Annotated in this window: 13 protein-coding genes; 3 read left to right on the top strand and 10 right to left on the bottom strand. The window is 60.1% G+C overall.

All coding sequences use genetic code 11. The features are described 5' to 3' along the window. Nucleotides 1-59: 59 nt before the first annotated feature. A complete protein-coding gene (gene cysE / locus K529_RS08010; RefSeq protein ID WP_005633353.1) occupies nucleotides 60-866 on the top strand; it encodes a serine O-acetyltransferase in 807 nt (268 codons plus the stop codon). A 194-nt stretch (nucleotides 867-1060) separates the two neighbouring features. On the opposite strand, the gene K529_RS08005 is transcribed toward cysE, so the two are convergent. From K529_RS08005 to K529_RS07975, 7 genes are all read right to left on the bottom strand, one after another. Beyond that, the gene (locus K529_RS08005) at nucleotides 1061-2386 is read right to left on the bottom strand and encodes a pyruvate dehydrogenase complex dihydrolipoamide acetyltransferase (RefSeq protein WP_046002134.1); all 1326 of its coding nucleotides are present in this window, start codon (nucleotides 2384-2386) and stop codon (nucleotides 1061-1063) included. 11 nt (nucleotides 2387-2397) lie between these two features. Further along, nucleotides 2398-3777: a pyruvate dehydrogenase complex E1 component subunit beta gene (locus K529_RS08000; RefSeq protein ID WP_046002135.1), complete on the bottom strand. Its 1380-nt coding sequence runs from the start codon at nucleotides 3775-3777 to the stop codon at nucleotides 2398-2400. 16 nt (nucleotides 3778-3793) lie between these two features. Beyond that, nucleotides 3794-4807, bottom strand: coding sequence for a pyruvate dehydrogenase (acetyl-transferring) E1 component subunit alpha (gene pdhA / locus K529_RS07995; RefSeq protein ID WP_005654260.1), 1014 nt, complete (start codon nucleotides 4805-4807; stop codon nucleotides 3794-3796). A 389-nt stretch (nucleotides 4808-5196) separates the two neighbouring features. Further along, entirely contained in the window at nucleotides 5197-5496 is a 300-nt protein-coding gene (locus K529_RS07990) for an FtsB family cell division protein (protein ID WP_005654258.1), read from the bottom strand. A gap of 228 nt (nucleotides 5497-5724) precedes the next feature. After that, complete coding sequence (locus K529_RS07985) at nucleotides 5725-6048, bottom strand: low molecular weight protein tyrosine phosphatase family protein (RefSeq protein WP_005654255.1); 324 nt, start codon at nucleotides 6046-6048, stop codon at nucleotides 5725-5727. A gap of 230 nt (nucleotides 6049-6278) precedes the next feature. Beyond that, nucleotides 6279-8051, bottom strand: coding sequence for a methyl-accepting chemotaxis protein (locus K529_RS07980; RefSeq protein WP_046002136.1), 1773 nt, complete (start codon nucleotides 8049-8051; stop codon nucleotides 6279-6281). Nucleotides 8052-8262: 211 nt separating this feature from the next. Beyond that, nucleotides 8263-9453, bottom strand: a complete 1191-nt coding sequence (locus K529_RS07975) for a phosphoglycerate kinase (protein WP_046002137.1) — start codon at nucleotides 9451-9453, stop codon at nucleotides 8263-8265. Nucleotides 9454-9734: 281 nt separating this feature from the next. On the opposite strand from K529_RS07975, the gene K529_RS07970 reads away from it, so the two are divergent. Continuing rightward, the gene (locus K529_RS07970) at nucleotides 9735-10241 is read left to right on the top strand and encodes a peptidylprolyl isomerase (RefSeq protein ID WP_005634594.1); all 507 of its coding nucleotides are present in this window, start codon (nucleotides 9735-9737) and stop codon (nucleotides 10239-10241) included. Then, a complete protein-coding gene (locus K529_RS07965; protein ID WP_005634592.1) occupies nucleotides 10234-10782 on the top strand; it encodes a peptidylprolyl isomerase in 549 nt (182 codons plus the stop codon). Before K529_RS07970 ends, K529_RS07965 begins: the two co-directional genes overlap by 8 nt. A 207-nt stretch (nucleotides 10783-10989) precedes the next feature. On the opposite strand, the gene K529_RS07960 is transcribed toward K529_RS07965, so the two are convergent. The 3 genes from K529_RS07960 to K529_RS07950 all read right to left on the bottom strand — a co-directional run bounded on the left by K529_RS07960 (nucleotide 10990) and on the right by K529_RS07950 (nucleotide 13709). Beyond that, nucleotides 10990-11520: a tellurite resistance TerB family protein gene (locus tag K529_RS07960; protein ID WP_005645682.1), complete on the bottom strand. Its 531-nt coding sequence runs from the start codon at nucleotides 11518-11520 to the stop codon at nucleotides 10990-10992. A 337-nt stretch (nucleotides 11521-11857) separates the two neighbouring features. Then, complete coding sequence (locus K529_RS07955; protein WP_005645679.1) at nucleotides 11858-12388, bottom strand: bactofilin family protein; 531 nt, start codon at nucleotides 12386-12388, stop codon at nucleotides 11858-11860. Beyond that, nucleotides 12378-13709, bottom strand: coding sequence for a M23 family metallopeptidase (locus K529_RS07950; protein ID WP_005645675.1), 1332 nt, complete (start codon nucleotides 13707-13709; stop codon nucleotides 12378-12380). Before K529_RS07950 ends, K529_RS07955 begins: the two co-directional genes overlap by 11 nt. Nucleotides 13710-13932 lie beyond the last annotated feature (223 nt).

Raw genomic sequence — 13932 nt, 5'->3', positions numbered from 1 at the left:
ATAAGCCGGTATCCCGCCCGGAGCTTGCGCGGAGCGACCGCGCCAGAAGGACCAAGCCGATGTTGGACACGCATAAGGCCGTCAGGCAGATCGACCCCGTGTGGGGCCGGATTACCGAGGAAGCCGAGACCGCAGTCGCCGAACAACCCCTGATGGGGGGGCTGATTCACGCCTGTATTTTGCACCACAAAGCGCTTGATAAGGCGTTGAGCTATCGGATTGCGGCCAAGCTCTGTTCCAACGAGATGTCGATGGTGATCCTGCGCGAGATCGTCGATGGTGCCTATGAGGCGGAACCAGCCTTGGTTGAGGCGGCGCGTGCGGACCTGATGGCGGTCTATGAGCGCGACCCGGCCTGCCACCGGCTGCTGCAACCGATCCTCTATTTCAAAGGCTATCAGGCGGTGCAGGCCTACCGTGTCGGCCATTGGCTCTGGCAGCAGGGCGACTGGGATCTGGCCTATTTCTTCCAGATGCGGATTTCCGAGATCTTTGGCGTCGACATTCACCCGGCGGCAAAGATTGGCAAGGGCATCATGATCGACCACGCCCATTCCATCGTGATCGGCGAGACCGCGGTGGTGGGCGACAATGTCTCCATGTTGCATTCTGTGACGCTGGGCGGCACCGGCAAGGAAGAAGAGGACCGCCACCCCAAGATCGAGGATGGCGTGCTGATCGGCGCAGGGGCCAAGGTACTGGGCAATATCCGCATCGGTCATTGCTCCCGGATCGCGGCGGGGTCTGTGGTGCTGCAAGAGGTGCCGCCTTGCAAGACCGTGGCCGGGGTGCCCGCGAAGATCGTGGGCGAGGCGGGTTGCGATCAGCCCTCGGTCAGCATGAACCAAGTGCTTGGCGGGAAATAATCTTACAGTTCTGTTGGCGCGGATATAACTGTTACTAAATGGAAAAAGGGCACCCATTGGTGCCCTTTTGCAGTTTTGGTTGAGCCTGAGGCTTAGAGCATCGTCCGGCAAACTTGCCACGAAGGCGATGCTCTATCCACATATTCGGCGCGCAATGTGATCCGAAAACCGGTTCCCACTTTTCGGATTGCGCTTTAGGCCAGCATCACCATCGGGTTTTCCAGATTGTCGACGATTGCCTTCAAGAGGTCCGCACCAAGTGCGCCGTCGATGACGCGGTGATCCACCGACATGGTGACGCTCATCACGGTGGCGACGGTGAGTTCGCCATCCGCGCCCACCACGGGTTTCTTGACGCCGGAACCGACGGCCAGAATGCCAGCATGCGGCGGGTTCACGATGGCATCAAAATTGTCGATGCCGAACATGCCGAGGTTGGAGATCGCAAAGGAGCCGCCCTGATACTCATGCGGCGCGAGCTTGCGGTCGCGGGCGCGGGTGGCGAGGTCTTTCATCTCTGCCGACAGCGCCGAGAGCGACTTCATGTCGGAGTCTTGCAGCACCGGTGTGAACAGACCGCCCTCAATCGCGACCGCCACGGCCACATCGGAGGCTTTCATCTTCAGTACGCGATCCCCGGCCCAGACCGCATTGGCGTCGGGCACCGATTGCAGCGCCAGCGCCACGGCCTTGATGATGAAGTCATTGACGGAGAGTTTGACGCCCCGCGGCTCCAGCTGCTTGTTGAGCTGGGAGCGGAATTTCAGCAGCGCGTCGAGTTGGATGTCGCGGCGCAGGTAGAAATGCGGGATGGTCTGCTTGGCCTCGGTGAGACGCGCGGCAATGGTCTTGCGCATGCCATCGAGTTTGACTTCCTCGAAGGTGCGACCCTCGTACATCTTGGCAACCGCATCGGCGGAGGGGCCAGCAGGTGCGGCGGCAGCAGCCGGAGTTGCGGCAGTCGCGGCCTTGGCCTCTGCCTTGGGGGCGGCGGTGGCGTTCTCCACATCGACCTTGATGATGCGACCGCGCGGGCCGGAGCCTTTGATGGACGCAAGGTCGAGACCCTTGTCGGCGGCGATGCGACGCGCCAGGGGCGAGGCAAAGATGCGCGAGCCATCTGCCGCAGCGGGCGCTGCCGGGGCAGGGGTTGCGCCTGCGGCGGCGGGGGCAGCGGCTGCGTCGGAGCCTCCTGCGGAGGCCGCCTTCTGAGCCGCGTCAGCGGCGGGGGCCGCTTCTGGTTTGGCCGCTGATGTGTCGATATCATCAGCGCTTTCACTATCCTCCAGCAGGACCGCGATGGGGGTGTTGACCTTTACCCCTTCGGAGCCTTCGGCGATCAGGATCTTGCCGATGACACCTTCGTCCACGGCCTCGAATTCCATCGTCGCCTTGTCGGTCTCGATCTCGGCAATCAGGTCGCCGGAGGACACGGTGTCGCCCTCCTTGACCAGCCATTTTGCCAGCGTGCCTTCCTCCATGGTGGGAGAGAGGGCGGGCATGAGAATTTCAGTAGGCATCCTTGCTCTCCTTAGCGGTAGGTCACTTGTTTCACGGCTTCGATCACCTCATCGGTGGTGATCAGTGCGTGTTTTTCAAGGTTGGCGGCATAGGGCATCGGAACGTCCTTGCCGGTGCAGGTGATGACGGGCGCGTCGAGATAGTCGAACGCCTGTTGCATCACCTCGGAGGCAATATAAGAGCCAACAGAGCCTTGCGGCCAGCCTTCCTCGACGGTGACCAGGCGGTTGGTCTTCATCACCGACTTGATGACGGTGGGCAGGTCCATCGGGCGCAGGGTGCGCAGGTCGATGACCTCGGCGTTGATGCCGTCTTCGGCCAGCTTATCAGCAGCTTGCAGGGCGTAGGTCATGCCGATGCCGAAGGACACGATGGTGACATCGTCGCCCTTGCGCCAGATCTTCGCCTTGCCGAAGGGCACGGTGTAATCATCGAGTTTCGGCACATCAAACGACTTGCCGTAGAGGATCTCGTTTTCAAGGAAGATCACCGGGTTCGGGTCGCGGATCGCCGATTTCAGCAGGCCCTTGGCGTCGGCCGCAGAGTAGGGCATTGCCACCTTGAGGCCGGGGATCTGCATGTACCACGCAGCGTAGTCCTGGCTGTGCTGGGCGCCCACACGCGCCGCTGCACCGTTGGGGCCACGGAACACCATAGGTGCGCCCATCTGTCCGCCGGACATATAGAGCGTCTTGGCCGCAGAGTTGATGATATGGTCAATCGCCTGCATGGCGAAGTTGAAGGTCATGAACTCCACGATCGGGCGCAGGCCCCCAAAGGCCGCGCCGGTGGCGATCCCGGCAAAGCCGTGCTCGGTGATCGGGGTGTCGATCACGCGTTTGGCGCCGAATTCGTCCAGCAAGCCCTGGGTGATCTTGTAAGCGCCCTCATATTCGGCGACTTCCTCGCCCATCACAAAGACGTCTTCATTGCCCCGCATCTCTTCGGCCATGGCGTCGCGCAGGGCTTCGCGGACAGTCTGGCTGACCACTTCGGTGCCTTCGGGATAATCGGGGCTTTCATCCACCTCGGGCGCGGCCGGGGCAGCGGCAGCAGCGACGGTCGGCGCGGGCTCCGCAGGAGCCTCGGCGGCTGGCGCTTCTCCGCCCGCCGCAGGTGCGGATGCGACAGCATCCTCCACGCTTTCGCCCTCTTCCACGAGGATCGCGATGGGGGTGTTTACCTTCACGCCCTCGCTGCCTTCGTCGATGAGGATCTTGCCGACGATGCCTTCGTCGACAGCCTCGAATTCCATGGTGGCTTTATCGGTTTCAATCTCGGCAAGAATATCGCCAGAGGTCACGGTATCGCCTTCCTTGACCAGCCATTTGGCCAGCGTGCCTTCCTCCATGGTCGGCGACAGGGCGGGCATCAGAATTTCAGTTGCCATAATCTTGGTCTCTCCCTCAGGCGCTTTTCTGCGGAATGTCGTCGGCGTAAATATCGGTCCAAAGTTCCTCAAGCGCAGGCTCGGGGCTTTCCTTGGCGAAATCGGCGGATTTATTGACGATATCCTTGATTTCCTTGTCGATCGCCTTGAGGTCTTCTTCGGTGGCATGCTTGCCGGTCAGCAGCATTTCGCGGACCTGCTCGATGGGGTCACGCTCTTCGCGCATCTTCTGCACTTCCTCGCGGGTCCGGTATTTCGCCGGGTCCGACATGGAGTGGCCGCGATAGCGATAGGTTTTGACCTCGAGGATATAGGGGCCTTTGCCGGCGCGGCAGTGTGCGACGGCGCGCTCACCGGCTTCTTTGACCGCCAGCACGTTCATGCCGTCGACTTCTTCGCCTGCGATGCCATAGGCCTCGCCGCGTTTCCACAGAGCCGGGGATTTGGTCGAGCGCTGAACGCTCGTGCCCATGGCGTATTGGTTGTTCTCGATCACAAAGACCACCGGCAGATCCCAGAGCTGCGCCATGTTGTAGGTCTCATAGACCTGACCCTGGTTCGCCGCGCCATCGCCAAAATAGGTGAAGGTCACGCGGTCATTGCCTTTGTATTTGTCGGAAAATGCAAGGCCCGCACCCAGCGGCACCTGCGCGCCGACGATACCATGGCCGCCATAGAAATGTTTCTCCTTGGAGAACATATGCATGGAGCCGCCCTTGCCTTTGGAATAGCCGCCCTCGCGGCCCGTCAGTTCGGCCATCACACCGCCTGCGTCCATACCGCAGGCCAGCATGTGGCCGTGGTCGCGATAAGAGGTGACGCGCTTGTCGCCCTCTTCGGCTGCGGCTTCAAGGCCGACCACAACCGCTTCCTGACCGATGTAGAGGTGGCAGAAGCCGCCAATCAGTCCCATGCCGTAGAGCTGACCTGCCTTTTCCTCGAATCGCCGGATCAACAGCATCTCGCGGTAGTATTTGGTCAGTTCTTCGGCGGAAACATTTGATTTTTGAGCGCTTTTTCTTGCGGCCATAACGGCTTGCTCCCCCTAAAGCTAAGGTAGTTTAACACTAAACTATCTCATAAAGCATTTTGTTCCTGCATGCGAGGAATAATGTGGGTACGCTCCACATCTGGCTTTATTTCGCTGGAAATATTGCCAAAATCAGATCCTGCAAGGGCAGCTGCAGACACCTGCGCAAGCGCTGTGGCGCAGATGAACGGATGGGTGGTTTATCTCTGGGTAGCGTGACCGGTTGGACAGGCAAAATCAAGCCTGAGTTGTGGGGACGTGCCGCCCTGTTCAAACGGTCAAATCGCAGCCGTCGTGGCGCAAGGATCGCGCGTGGAGAAACGCGGCGTTCGTGCCCACACAGAACTCAGCGGGGTACGTCAGACCATGGGCAGATGCCGACGTGGTGATCAGTCGACGATAATCTCATCCGCGCGCGCCATACCCAACATGGAGCGCGCCTGTTCGTCCAGCAGATCGAGATCAAGATAGTCGTCCGAGAGGCGGCGGGTGAGGTTCTCCATCCGCGCGATTTCCAGCTCCAGCCGTTCCAGATCCTTGGTCAGGCCGTCGGCTTCTGCTTGCAGCTCTACCCGGCGGAACAGGCCAAAATCGCCTTGCACCGCGGCAAAGGTGAAATAAGCGCTCAGCAGGAACGCCGCAGCAAAGAACAGCAGAGTGCCCAGAGAGGGCGAGGATTTTCGCGTCACGTTGAAGGGCCTGTAAATATTGCTCGGGCGCGCCGGTTGGTCCGACGTCTGAGAGGGTTATGGCATAAGCACAGATGCCTGTGAATTCCCAAAAGTGTTAATTCCCAAAGGTGTCGCAATCACGGGACAGTTGGGCGAGGCGCCAGTCGTTTTGGCAGGAGACGTGCGAGGCGAGAGTGCATCTGGCGGTCCAAAACGGTGCAGTTTGGTGCTGGAGCGCGTGTTTCTTTAGCGAACGATACGTTTAAGTCTCGACCGAACGATCTCCACCAGTTCCGGTTGCATGAATTCATAGGTGTCCGGAATGTCGAGGCAGACAATCCGCTTGCCCTTGAGGTGAGATCCCATGTGGCGTTTGAGCCGGGAAAGTTGGGACTTTTCCATCACCGCAATCGTTTCGGCCCACAGCAAGTGATCGCGACTGACGCGTTCGTCTGAATCTGCGCTTAGTCCCGCAAAATCAGTTGGCTGACCGAGTTGTTTCGCCGCAATGGTCGCAGCAGTTGGACTTCTTTTTCGGCCCTTGCCGCAGATAAACAGTAGATTTCCCATCGGTGAAACATCACCCCAACATGTTTCAATATTCAAGCATTACATGTGTTTCGCGTCTGCACGCTCGACCGTTGCCGGTGGATTCTATGCGTGACGATGGAGCGACGTGGCAGGTTTTATGGCATGGGACCGCGCTCATTTTGCGTGCAACGCCAACCTGTTAGAAGGGTTTGCAACAAAGCACCCGGCGCAGAGGATGCGCCGGGATGTATAAGGAGATGCCTTGCGGATCAGGCCGCGCGGGCGGGAGCTGCGGTGCTGGTGCTTGCCTGCCCACCGGTAAAGCTCTGCAGAAGGCCGGTGAGGCGGGTGGCTTGGGTGCGCATCTCTTGGCTTGCACCATAGGTTTCCTGCACCATCGCGGCGTTTTCCTGTGTGACCTTGTCCAGTTGCGCCACACCGATGTTGATCTCTTTGATGCCAGCAGCCTGCTCGCCAGAGGAGGCGGCGATGGCGGAAACCATGCCAGAGACATTGGTGACGCTTTCGACAATCTGGGCCAGGGTTTCAGCAGTGGCTTGCACGAGGCGTTCGCCCTCATCCACCTGATTGGAGCTATCCTGAACCAACTGTTTGATTTCGCTTGCAGATTGCGCAGCCTTCAAGGCGAGACCACGCACCTCGGAGGCGACAACGGCAAAGCCGCGACCCGCTTCGCCTGCGCGGGCGGCCTCTACGCCTGCGTTGAGGGCCAACAGGCTGGTCTGGAACGCGATGTCGTCGATCGAGGTGATGATCTGGGTGATCCGGGCGGAATATTCCGCGATGGAGGCCATGGCCTGACGGGCCTGTTCCATCACCTCGCCACCTTGTTCTGCGCGGCGGCGGCCTTCGTCGACCTCGCGGTCCGCAGCCTGTGCCTGCTCGGCGCTGGATTGAACCGAGGCAGACATTTCCTCCAGCGCGGCGGCGCTTTCTTCGAGCGTCGCGGCCTGCGTTTCAGCGCGTTGCGACATCTGGTCCGACATCCGCTCCATTTCGCGGGCGTTTTGGGCCACCACGGACGAGCTTTGGTTGAGCTGTGCGACAAGATCCGAGAGCGATACGGAAAGCGCATTAAAGTCATCGCAAAGCGCGGTGTAGCTGGGCCCGAGATCCGCCCAGTGACCGGCCGGGATGGTCTGGTCAAGCGCGCCGCTCTTGAGGCCGCTCATGGCCGCGCCCAAGACGTTAAACAGCTCCACCCGGCGGTCGTTTTCCTTGGCGTTTTGGCGTTCATGCGCGTCGGCGTCGGCCAGTTGGCTGCGCAAATCCTGCAGGTTGCGCGCAATCACGCCCATCTCATCGCCGCGCTCGGTGCCTGTGATCTCGGCATCATAGTCCTTTTGCGCAAGTGCTGCGATCGTCTGGGCTGCGTCGGTCACGGGCTGGCTGAGCTTGCGGCCAAAGGCAAAGGCGACGGCCACCGCGATCAATGTGGCGGCTGCACTCGCGATGATCTGCAGAAGCTGGCTAAAGCTGATCAGCGCATCGACCTCGTCGCGGACATCTATGCTTGTCTGGGCGAGCTTGTCTTGCAGGTTGTCGACCACATCGCGGACCGCGCCGGTGGCGGGAAACACCTGATCAAAGACCAGACTGAGTTGCGCCTCGCCTTCGGCGGCTTCGACCTTGAGCAGAGTGGCTTCGATCTGATCGAGCTGCGCCGAAGTGGCAATCAGCGCGTCATATGCGGCCTTGTCACGGGCGGCTACAACCGGGGTGGATTTGAAATTGGCGTCGGCCTTGGCGAGTTCGTCACGGATTTCCTGAATGTTACCCCGCAATTCGTTCAGGCCTTCGGGGACGCCGACGGTGTAGGACAGCAGATCGCCAATCCCCTGTTCGATGTCTTCCTTGATGGCGTCGAGGCTTTTGCTCTGGGTGCTGACAGCGCGATAATGGTAGGTGGCGCTGGCCATGCGCTGGTTGGTGAACCACGAAATAGTCGCGGTGATCAGGATCATGGCAATAAATATGCTGGCAAAAAAGAAAACTTGCTTGCGTAGAGAAAAGTTGCTCATACCGGTAGTCCATCATTCCATATGAGCAAAATTGCCCATAACTTGCCGAAACCTTACCGCCGCGACCGTTAAAAGATCGTTGGCAGAGGTGGGCAGTGTTTGGATGAACCGTCAGGGATGGCGAAATAGTAGTTTCAATTGTCCCGAGTTCACCCGCCGCACATGACACGCGGCAAGTGAACGGCGTTCAGGATGCGTGGAGCGCTGGGTTTTACGCTTGCAGCGCTGCGACGCCGGGCAGGACCTTGCCCTCCATCCATTCAAGGAAAGCGCCCCCCGCGGTGGAGATATAGCTGAAGTCTTCTGCCACACCGGCCTGATTGAGCGCAGCCACCGTATCACCGCCGCCTGCGACAGAGATCAATGTGCCTGCCTTGGTACAGTCGGCGGCCTTTTGCGCGGCTGTATTGGTGGCAATATCAAAGGGCGCGATCTCAAAGGCGCCAAGCGGGCCGTTCCAGATCAGGGTCTTACTGTCGGCAAAGACGGTGGCGATGGCCGCAACCGACGCCGGGCCTGCGTCAAGGATCATCGCATCCGCAGGGCAGGCATCGGCAGGGACGGTTTCATTCTCGGCACCGGCCTTGAATTCACGCGCCACCACCACGTCAGAGGGCAGCAAAATAGTGCAGCCCGCCGCTTCGGCGCGGTCCATGATATCCTTGGCAGTGCCGGTCATGTCGTGCTCACAGAGCGATTTGCCCACGTCGATGCCTTGGGCCGCAAGAAACGTGTTAGCCATGCCGCCGCCGATCACCAGCGTGTCGACCTTGGCCACCAGATTGCCCAGCAGATCCAGTTTCGTCGACACTTTTGCGCCACCTACAACCGCCGTCACGGGGCGCTCGGGTGTGGCAAGCGAACCTTCGAGCGCCTTGAGTTCGGCCGCCATCAGACGCCCCGCACAAGAGGGCAGCAGACGCGCCAGCGCCTCGGTCGAGGCATGGGCGCGGTGGGCGGCGGAGAAGGCATCATTGCAGTAGATATCGCCGAGCTTTGCCATCTCGCCCGCGAGATCTGCGTCGTTCTTTTCTTCGCCCGCGTGAAAGCGGGTGTTTTCGAGCAGCAGGATCTGGCCCGGTTGTAGCGCCGCAATCGCGCCCTCAGCCGCAGGGCCACGGCAATCAGCGACAAACATCACCGGGGCACCAAAGGCGGCCTCCAGCGCGGGAACGAGCGGTTGCAGCGACATCTCTGGCACCACCTGACCCTTGGGGCGGCCAAAATGGGCCAAGAGTACGGGCTTTGCACCCTTGGCCAGGAGGTCAGAGATGGTCGGCACCAGACGGCGGATACGGGTGTCGTCGGTGACCTTGCCGTCTTCCATCGGGACGTTGATGTCCACGCGGGTCAGAACGGTTTTGCCTTCAAGCTCCATGTCGTCGAGTGTCTTCCAGCCCATGTCCGGCTCCTCTTTGGTAACGGGCGTACCTGCGCAGGGGGCAGGTACAGAAAAGTCAAAGTCTTGCGCCTGTGTCCTGTGTTTCCGGGCCTCAGTCAATGGTCAGACCAAAGGGCGCGGGCAATCCCCCGATCCGGCGCGGTATCCGCCCAAAAGGCGCTTTGATCTTCACACTCCTGTCAGGTTCCTGCCGACGCCTGCGCTTGCGCGCATTGTTCCCTTGGCAAGCGCGAGCATGGACTTTAGGTATTCCGGCAATACGAATGTGACAGGAGGGCCTCATGGCCGAGATCAAGGATCCCGAAAACACCATCATCGTCGAGCTGAAGGACGGCAATGTCGTCATCGAGCTGCTGCCCGACGTGGCGCCGATGCATTGTGACCGGATGAAAGAACTGGCACGTGAAGGCCAGTACGACAACGTGGCGTTTCACCGCGTGATTGACGGCTTCATGGCGCAGACCGGCGACGTGCAGCATGGCGACATGGAAGACGGGTTCAACCTGAACCGCGCAGGCACTGGCGGCTCTGACAAAAAAGACCTGCCGGCGGAATTCTCTGGCCTGCCGCATGACCGTGGCACGCTGGGCGCGGCGCGCTCGTCGAACCCGAACTCCGCCAACTCGCAGTTCTTTATCAACTTCAAGGACAACCACTTCCTTAACCGTCAGTACACCGTTTATGGCCGTGTCATTGAGGGCATGGAGCATGTGGATGCGATCACCCGTGGCGAGCCGCCTGCGAACCCGGACCGGATGATCTCCGTCAAGGTGGCAGCCGATGCTTAAGCACCTGAGCGCACTGGCCTTGCTGGCCGCGTCGCCTGCTTTTGCCACCGGTCTGGAAATTCAGGTCGAGGGGGAGGCCAATGGCACCATCGTGATCGACCTGTTGGAAGATGTGGCCCCCAAACATGTGGAGCAGATCACCGCACTGGCCAATGAGGGTCAGTATGACGGTGTGGTCTTTCACCGGGTGATCAATGGTTTCATGGCGCAGACGGGCGATGTTGAAAACGGCCGTCTGGGCTCTGACATGCGCTATGCGGGCACCGGTGGATCTGACCGCCCCAATCTGCCTGCGGAGTTCTCGGATATTCCGTTTGATCGCGGTGTTGTGGGCATGGCGCGCTCGCAAGATCCCGACAGCGCCAATTCGCAGTTTTTCATCATGTTCGACGAAGGGCACTTCCTCAACGGTCAATATACCGTTGTGGGCCGTGTCACCGAAGGCATGGATGTGGTGGATCAGATCAAACGCGGCCATCCGCGGTCCGGTGCCATCACCGGCAAGCCCGATGTGATGACCAAGGTCACCGTCACCGAGTAAGGTGCTGGCGGCAAAGGAATACCGAAGCCCCGCAGTGTGATGCTGCGGGGCTTTTTGTTTGGGGCTTTTTGTTTGAACTGAGGCGCTCAGAGGGGAGGGGCGCGCTCCCGTGTCCGCTGGGTTCCCGGCTGATGCCGGGCACGGCAGCGGCCTTTGGGCCGGGCGCCGCGCTGCCGCGCGGCGGGGGCAGGTGGGATCTGCCGTGGCCTACGCGAGCTTCAGGCCGCGTTGCAGATCCTCAAGAGCAGAGCGCTGCGCAGAGGTGAACTCGCCTTTGCCGTATTTTGCAATATCCTGCACGATCTCAACCAAAGCGTTGAAATCGCGCTGACCACTCAGCTTATATAACTTGCGTGACAGGCGTGGCACCGCTTGAGCCGCATCGCCGCATTGGGTCATGATCCAGCGCCCGAGGACCACCAGTTCTTCGCTGTCCTTATGGCTGACATGAAAGCCATCGCGCAGCCCCCGCACCAAAGCATCGCGCTGCTCGGCGGTGGGGTAGTCATCGAGTTCGAGAAAGCTCACACCGATGGCGGCAATGGCAACCTTTGGGTCTTCGATTTGCTCTACGGGATGCACATTGACCTGCCGTCGAAAGCCAAAGCGGCGGGCGGCAGCGCGCACATCCGCCGCCATATCGAGGAGATCACTGGTCATATGGGCGGCGTTGCGCGCGCGGTGAAGCCAGAACCATGCTCCGGCCAGAAGGGCGAGAGCGCCGAGAATAAAGGGCATGTTCAAAATCCGGGACTGAGAAACTTTGAGGGGAAATTAACCGGGGAGAGCTGCGCCACCAAAGAGATTTTTCAGGGCCGAGGCAGGCAAAGGTTCTGTTGGGGATCTTAGAGCACGCCTTTTCAAACATCTGATCGCGCGCACCGCCGATCTCGTGAAATCCGGTTTCGGCATCATCTATTGTGCGGCTTCTTAAAAAGGTCTGCACAGGAAATCAGCTGTGCGTACAGCTGATCTTACAAACGGATCAAATTACAAAAAACCAAAAGGCGCCGGAGGGATCCGACGCCTTTGGAAAACTGTCGCTGAAGGACGATAGCGCCCTCGCAAAAGGGAGTTAGCCCTGTGCGGTTGCCGGAGCGGCTGCCGCAGGTGCGGCCTGTGCTTTTGCGGCTTTGCCGGGGCTGAGCGGGTCATCCTGACGCTGCACGGAACCTTCAAAATGGGCACCGGATTCGATTGCGATGGTCTTGTGGATGATGTCGCCCTCGACCCGTGCGGTGGAGGTCAGGCGCACCTTCAGGCCACGGACGCGGCCCACGATGCGACCGTTGATGACCACGTCATCGGCGGTGATTTCGCCTTTGATGGTGGCGCTTTCGCCAATGGTCAGCAGGTGTGCGCGGATGTCACCCTCAACTGTGCCTTCGACCTGAATGTCACCGGTGGTTTTTACGTTGCCGGTGATGTGCAGATCGGAGCTCAGCAGCGATGCAGGCGGCTTTGCCTTGGGCGCGGCGGGCTTGCTGTAGTCGCTTGCGCCGGTGGATGCGCTGCTCGAAGTGGGCGCCGGGCTGGAGGCCGGGGTTGCCGTGGTGGTGTCGGCTTGTTTCGGGCCGGGCTCGTTGATTTTGCTCTTAGAAAACATTTCTCGCAGCCTTGATGTAGATCATGGGGTTTACGGGTTTGCCATTGACCCTGACCTCGTAATGGAGGTGGGTCCCGGTGGACCGTCCGGTAGTACCCATATCAGCAATGTGATCCCCGCGCGAGACCCTTTGGCCGACTTTGACGCGGAGGTTGGAATTATGGGCATATCTGGTTTCGATGCCAAAGGCATGCTGAATTTTGACGAGTTTGCCATAGCCCGAGGACCAGCCCGCATGGGTGACCACACCGTCAGCGGTGGCAAAGATATCGGTGCCGGTGCCACCAGCAAAATCCGACCCTTTATGGAGCCTGCGGCCGCCAGTTTTGGGGTCACGGCGGTAGCCAAAGCCCGAGGTCTGGCGCACTTGGCCAAGGTTCACGGGCACGGAAAAGGGCGCTTGTGCTGCGGCCATACGATAGAGGTTGAGCTGGCTCATCTGGTTGAGCAGCGCATTGGCGCGCGTCTCGTCGGGGCTTGGCTCCTCGCCGCGGGTGGAGAGCGACAGTGGCTCCAGCGGGCCACCTTCGCCGTTATAGCCACGGCGCACCTGTTCGAGAATGCGATCCGGGGGCAAACCGGCAGAGGAGAACATCTTGTTCAGCGGCTCCACCGAAATGGCCATTGCTTCTTCAAGTTGGCGAAAGATCTGATCGTTGCGCTGCGCGGTGAGCGCCAATTCCAGTTCCAGATCATCACGTTGAGCCAATGCAGACTGAGCGTCCGCTTCGATCTGGTCGCGCTCTGCGGCCGTCTCTGAGAGCGCGGTGGTGAGGAAGTCCAGCTGCTCGGGAGCGGTGGCGGCGAGCACCTGTTCCGGGCTGTCCGGCGCTGTCTGTTCACGCAGGTCCCGCACCGAGCGTTTCAGGGCCTCGCGCTCGCTGATCGTTTCACGCAGGTTGGTCTGGATGATGTCGATGCCGGTTTCCAGTTCCCGGCGACGGGTCTCAGAGGCCAAGAGTTCAGACTGCATGGTGGAGATCTGCGCCAGCGCGGAGTTGAAACGATCCTGCGCTGCCAGCGCTTCTTCGGCGCGGCGGTCGCGTTCCGTAGAGAGTGCGTTCAGGCGTTCCTGATAGACCTGCTGGTCACGTCGTGCTTGGTCGCGGAAATTGCCGGAACCAATGCTGTCCATCAGGACGATGGCGGTGGCGACAATGGCCCATGAGACAAAAACGGTAAGCCCGGCGACGGCGACGATCTGGGTTTCGGAGCTTAACCGTATAAAGCGCGTATCACTGTCGGATTTCAGAAAAACCCTGCGCTCGGGGAACCGGCGCTCCAGAAATGCATGAATCCGTAAGTAAATTCCGCCTCGCAAGACCCGATATCCTCATTCCATCCCTTTGTGGCCCTGTCCTCCTGCCTCCGGGAGTTTTGCGACACGACCAGCCTTGGCAAGATGAAATAGCCAGACTGTGGCCATTCAGCAACCCTGTTCCGCCCCGGTGACCAATCTGTCGCGCAAATCCTTGGCCTTGGGCAGAAAACTGCCGATATGGGGCGGTTTACCTCTGATTTTCGCGCATTGCGGTCGTGTCTTG

This window comes from Tritonibacter mobilis F1926, assembly GCF_000376545.2.
Lineage (GTDB): Bacteria > Pseudomonadota > Alphaproteobacteria > Rhodobacterales > Rhodobacteraceae > Epibacterium > Epibacterium mobile.
The sequence above is the reverse complement of the archived record's forward strand: the minus strand, read 5'-3'. Positions and strand labels throughout refer to the sequence as shown.

What these genes read in the sequence shown, in the direction of transcription:
- K529_RS08000 (WP_046002135.1), bottom strand. Translation starts at nt 3,777, where the DNA reads ATGGCAACTGAAATTCTGATGCCCGCCCTGTCGCCGACCATGGAGGAA.
- pdhA (WP_005654260.1), bottom strand. Translation starts at nt 4,807, where the DNA reads ATGGCCGCAAGAAAAAGCGCTCAAAAATCAAATGTTTCCGCCGAAGAA.
- K529_RS07975 (WP_046002137.1), bottom strand. Translation starts at nt 9,453, where the DNA reads ATGGGCTGGAAGACACTCGACGACATGGAGCTTGAAGGCAAAACCGTT.
- cysE (WP_005633353.1), top strand. Translation starts at nt 60, where the DNA reads ATGTTGGACACGCATAAGGCCGTCAGGCAGATCGACCCCGTGTGGGGC.
- K529_RS07960 (WP_005645682.1), bottom strand. Translation starts at nt 11,520, where the DNA reads ATGCCCTTTATTCTCGGCGCTCTCGCCCTTCTGGCCGGAGCATGGTTC.
- K529_RS07965 (WP_005634592.1), top strand. Translation starts at nt 10,234, where the DNA reads ATGCTTAAGCACCTGAGCGCACTGGCCTTGCTGGCCGCGTCGCCTGCT.
- K529_RS08005 (WP_046002134.1), bottom strand. Translation starts at nt 2,386, where the DNA reads ATGCCTACTGAAATTCTCATGCCCGCCCTCTCTCCCACCATGGAGGAA.
- K529_RS07970 (WP_005634594.1), top strand. Translation starts at nt 9,735, where the DNA reads ATGGCCGAGATCAAGGATCCCGAAAACACCATCATCGTCGAGCTGAAG.
- K529_RS07980 (WP_046002136.1), bottom strand. Translation starts at nt 8,051, where the DNA reads ATGAGCAACTTTTCTCTACGCAAGCAAGTTTTCTTTTTTGCCAGCATA.
- K529_RS07985 (WP_005654255.1), bottom strand. Translation starts at nt 6,048, where the DNA reads ATGGGAAATCTACTGTTTATCTGCGGCAAGGGCCGAAAAAGAAGTCCA.
- K529_RS07955 (WP_005645679.1), bottom strand. Translation starts at nt 12,388, where the DNA reads ATGTTTTCTAAGAGCAAAATCAACGAGCCCGGCCCGAAACAAGCCGAC.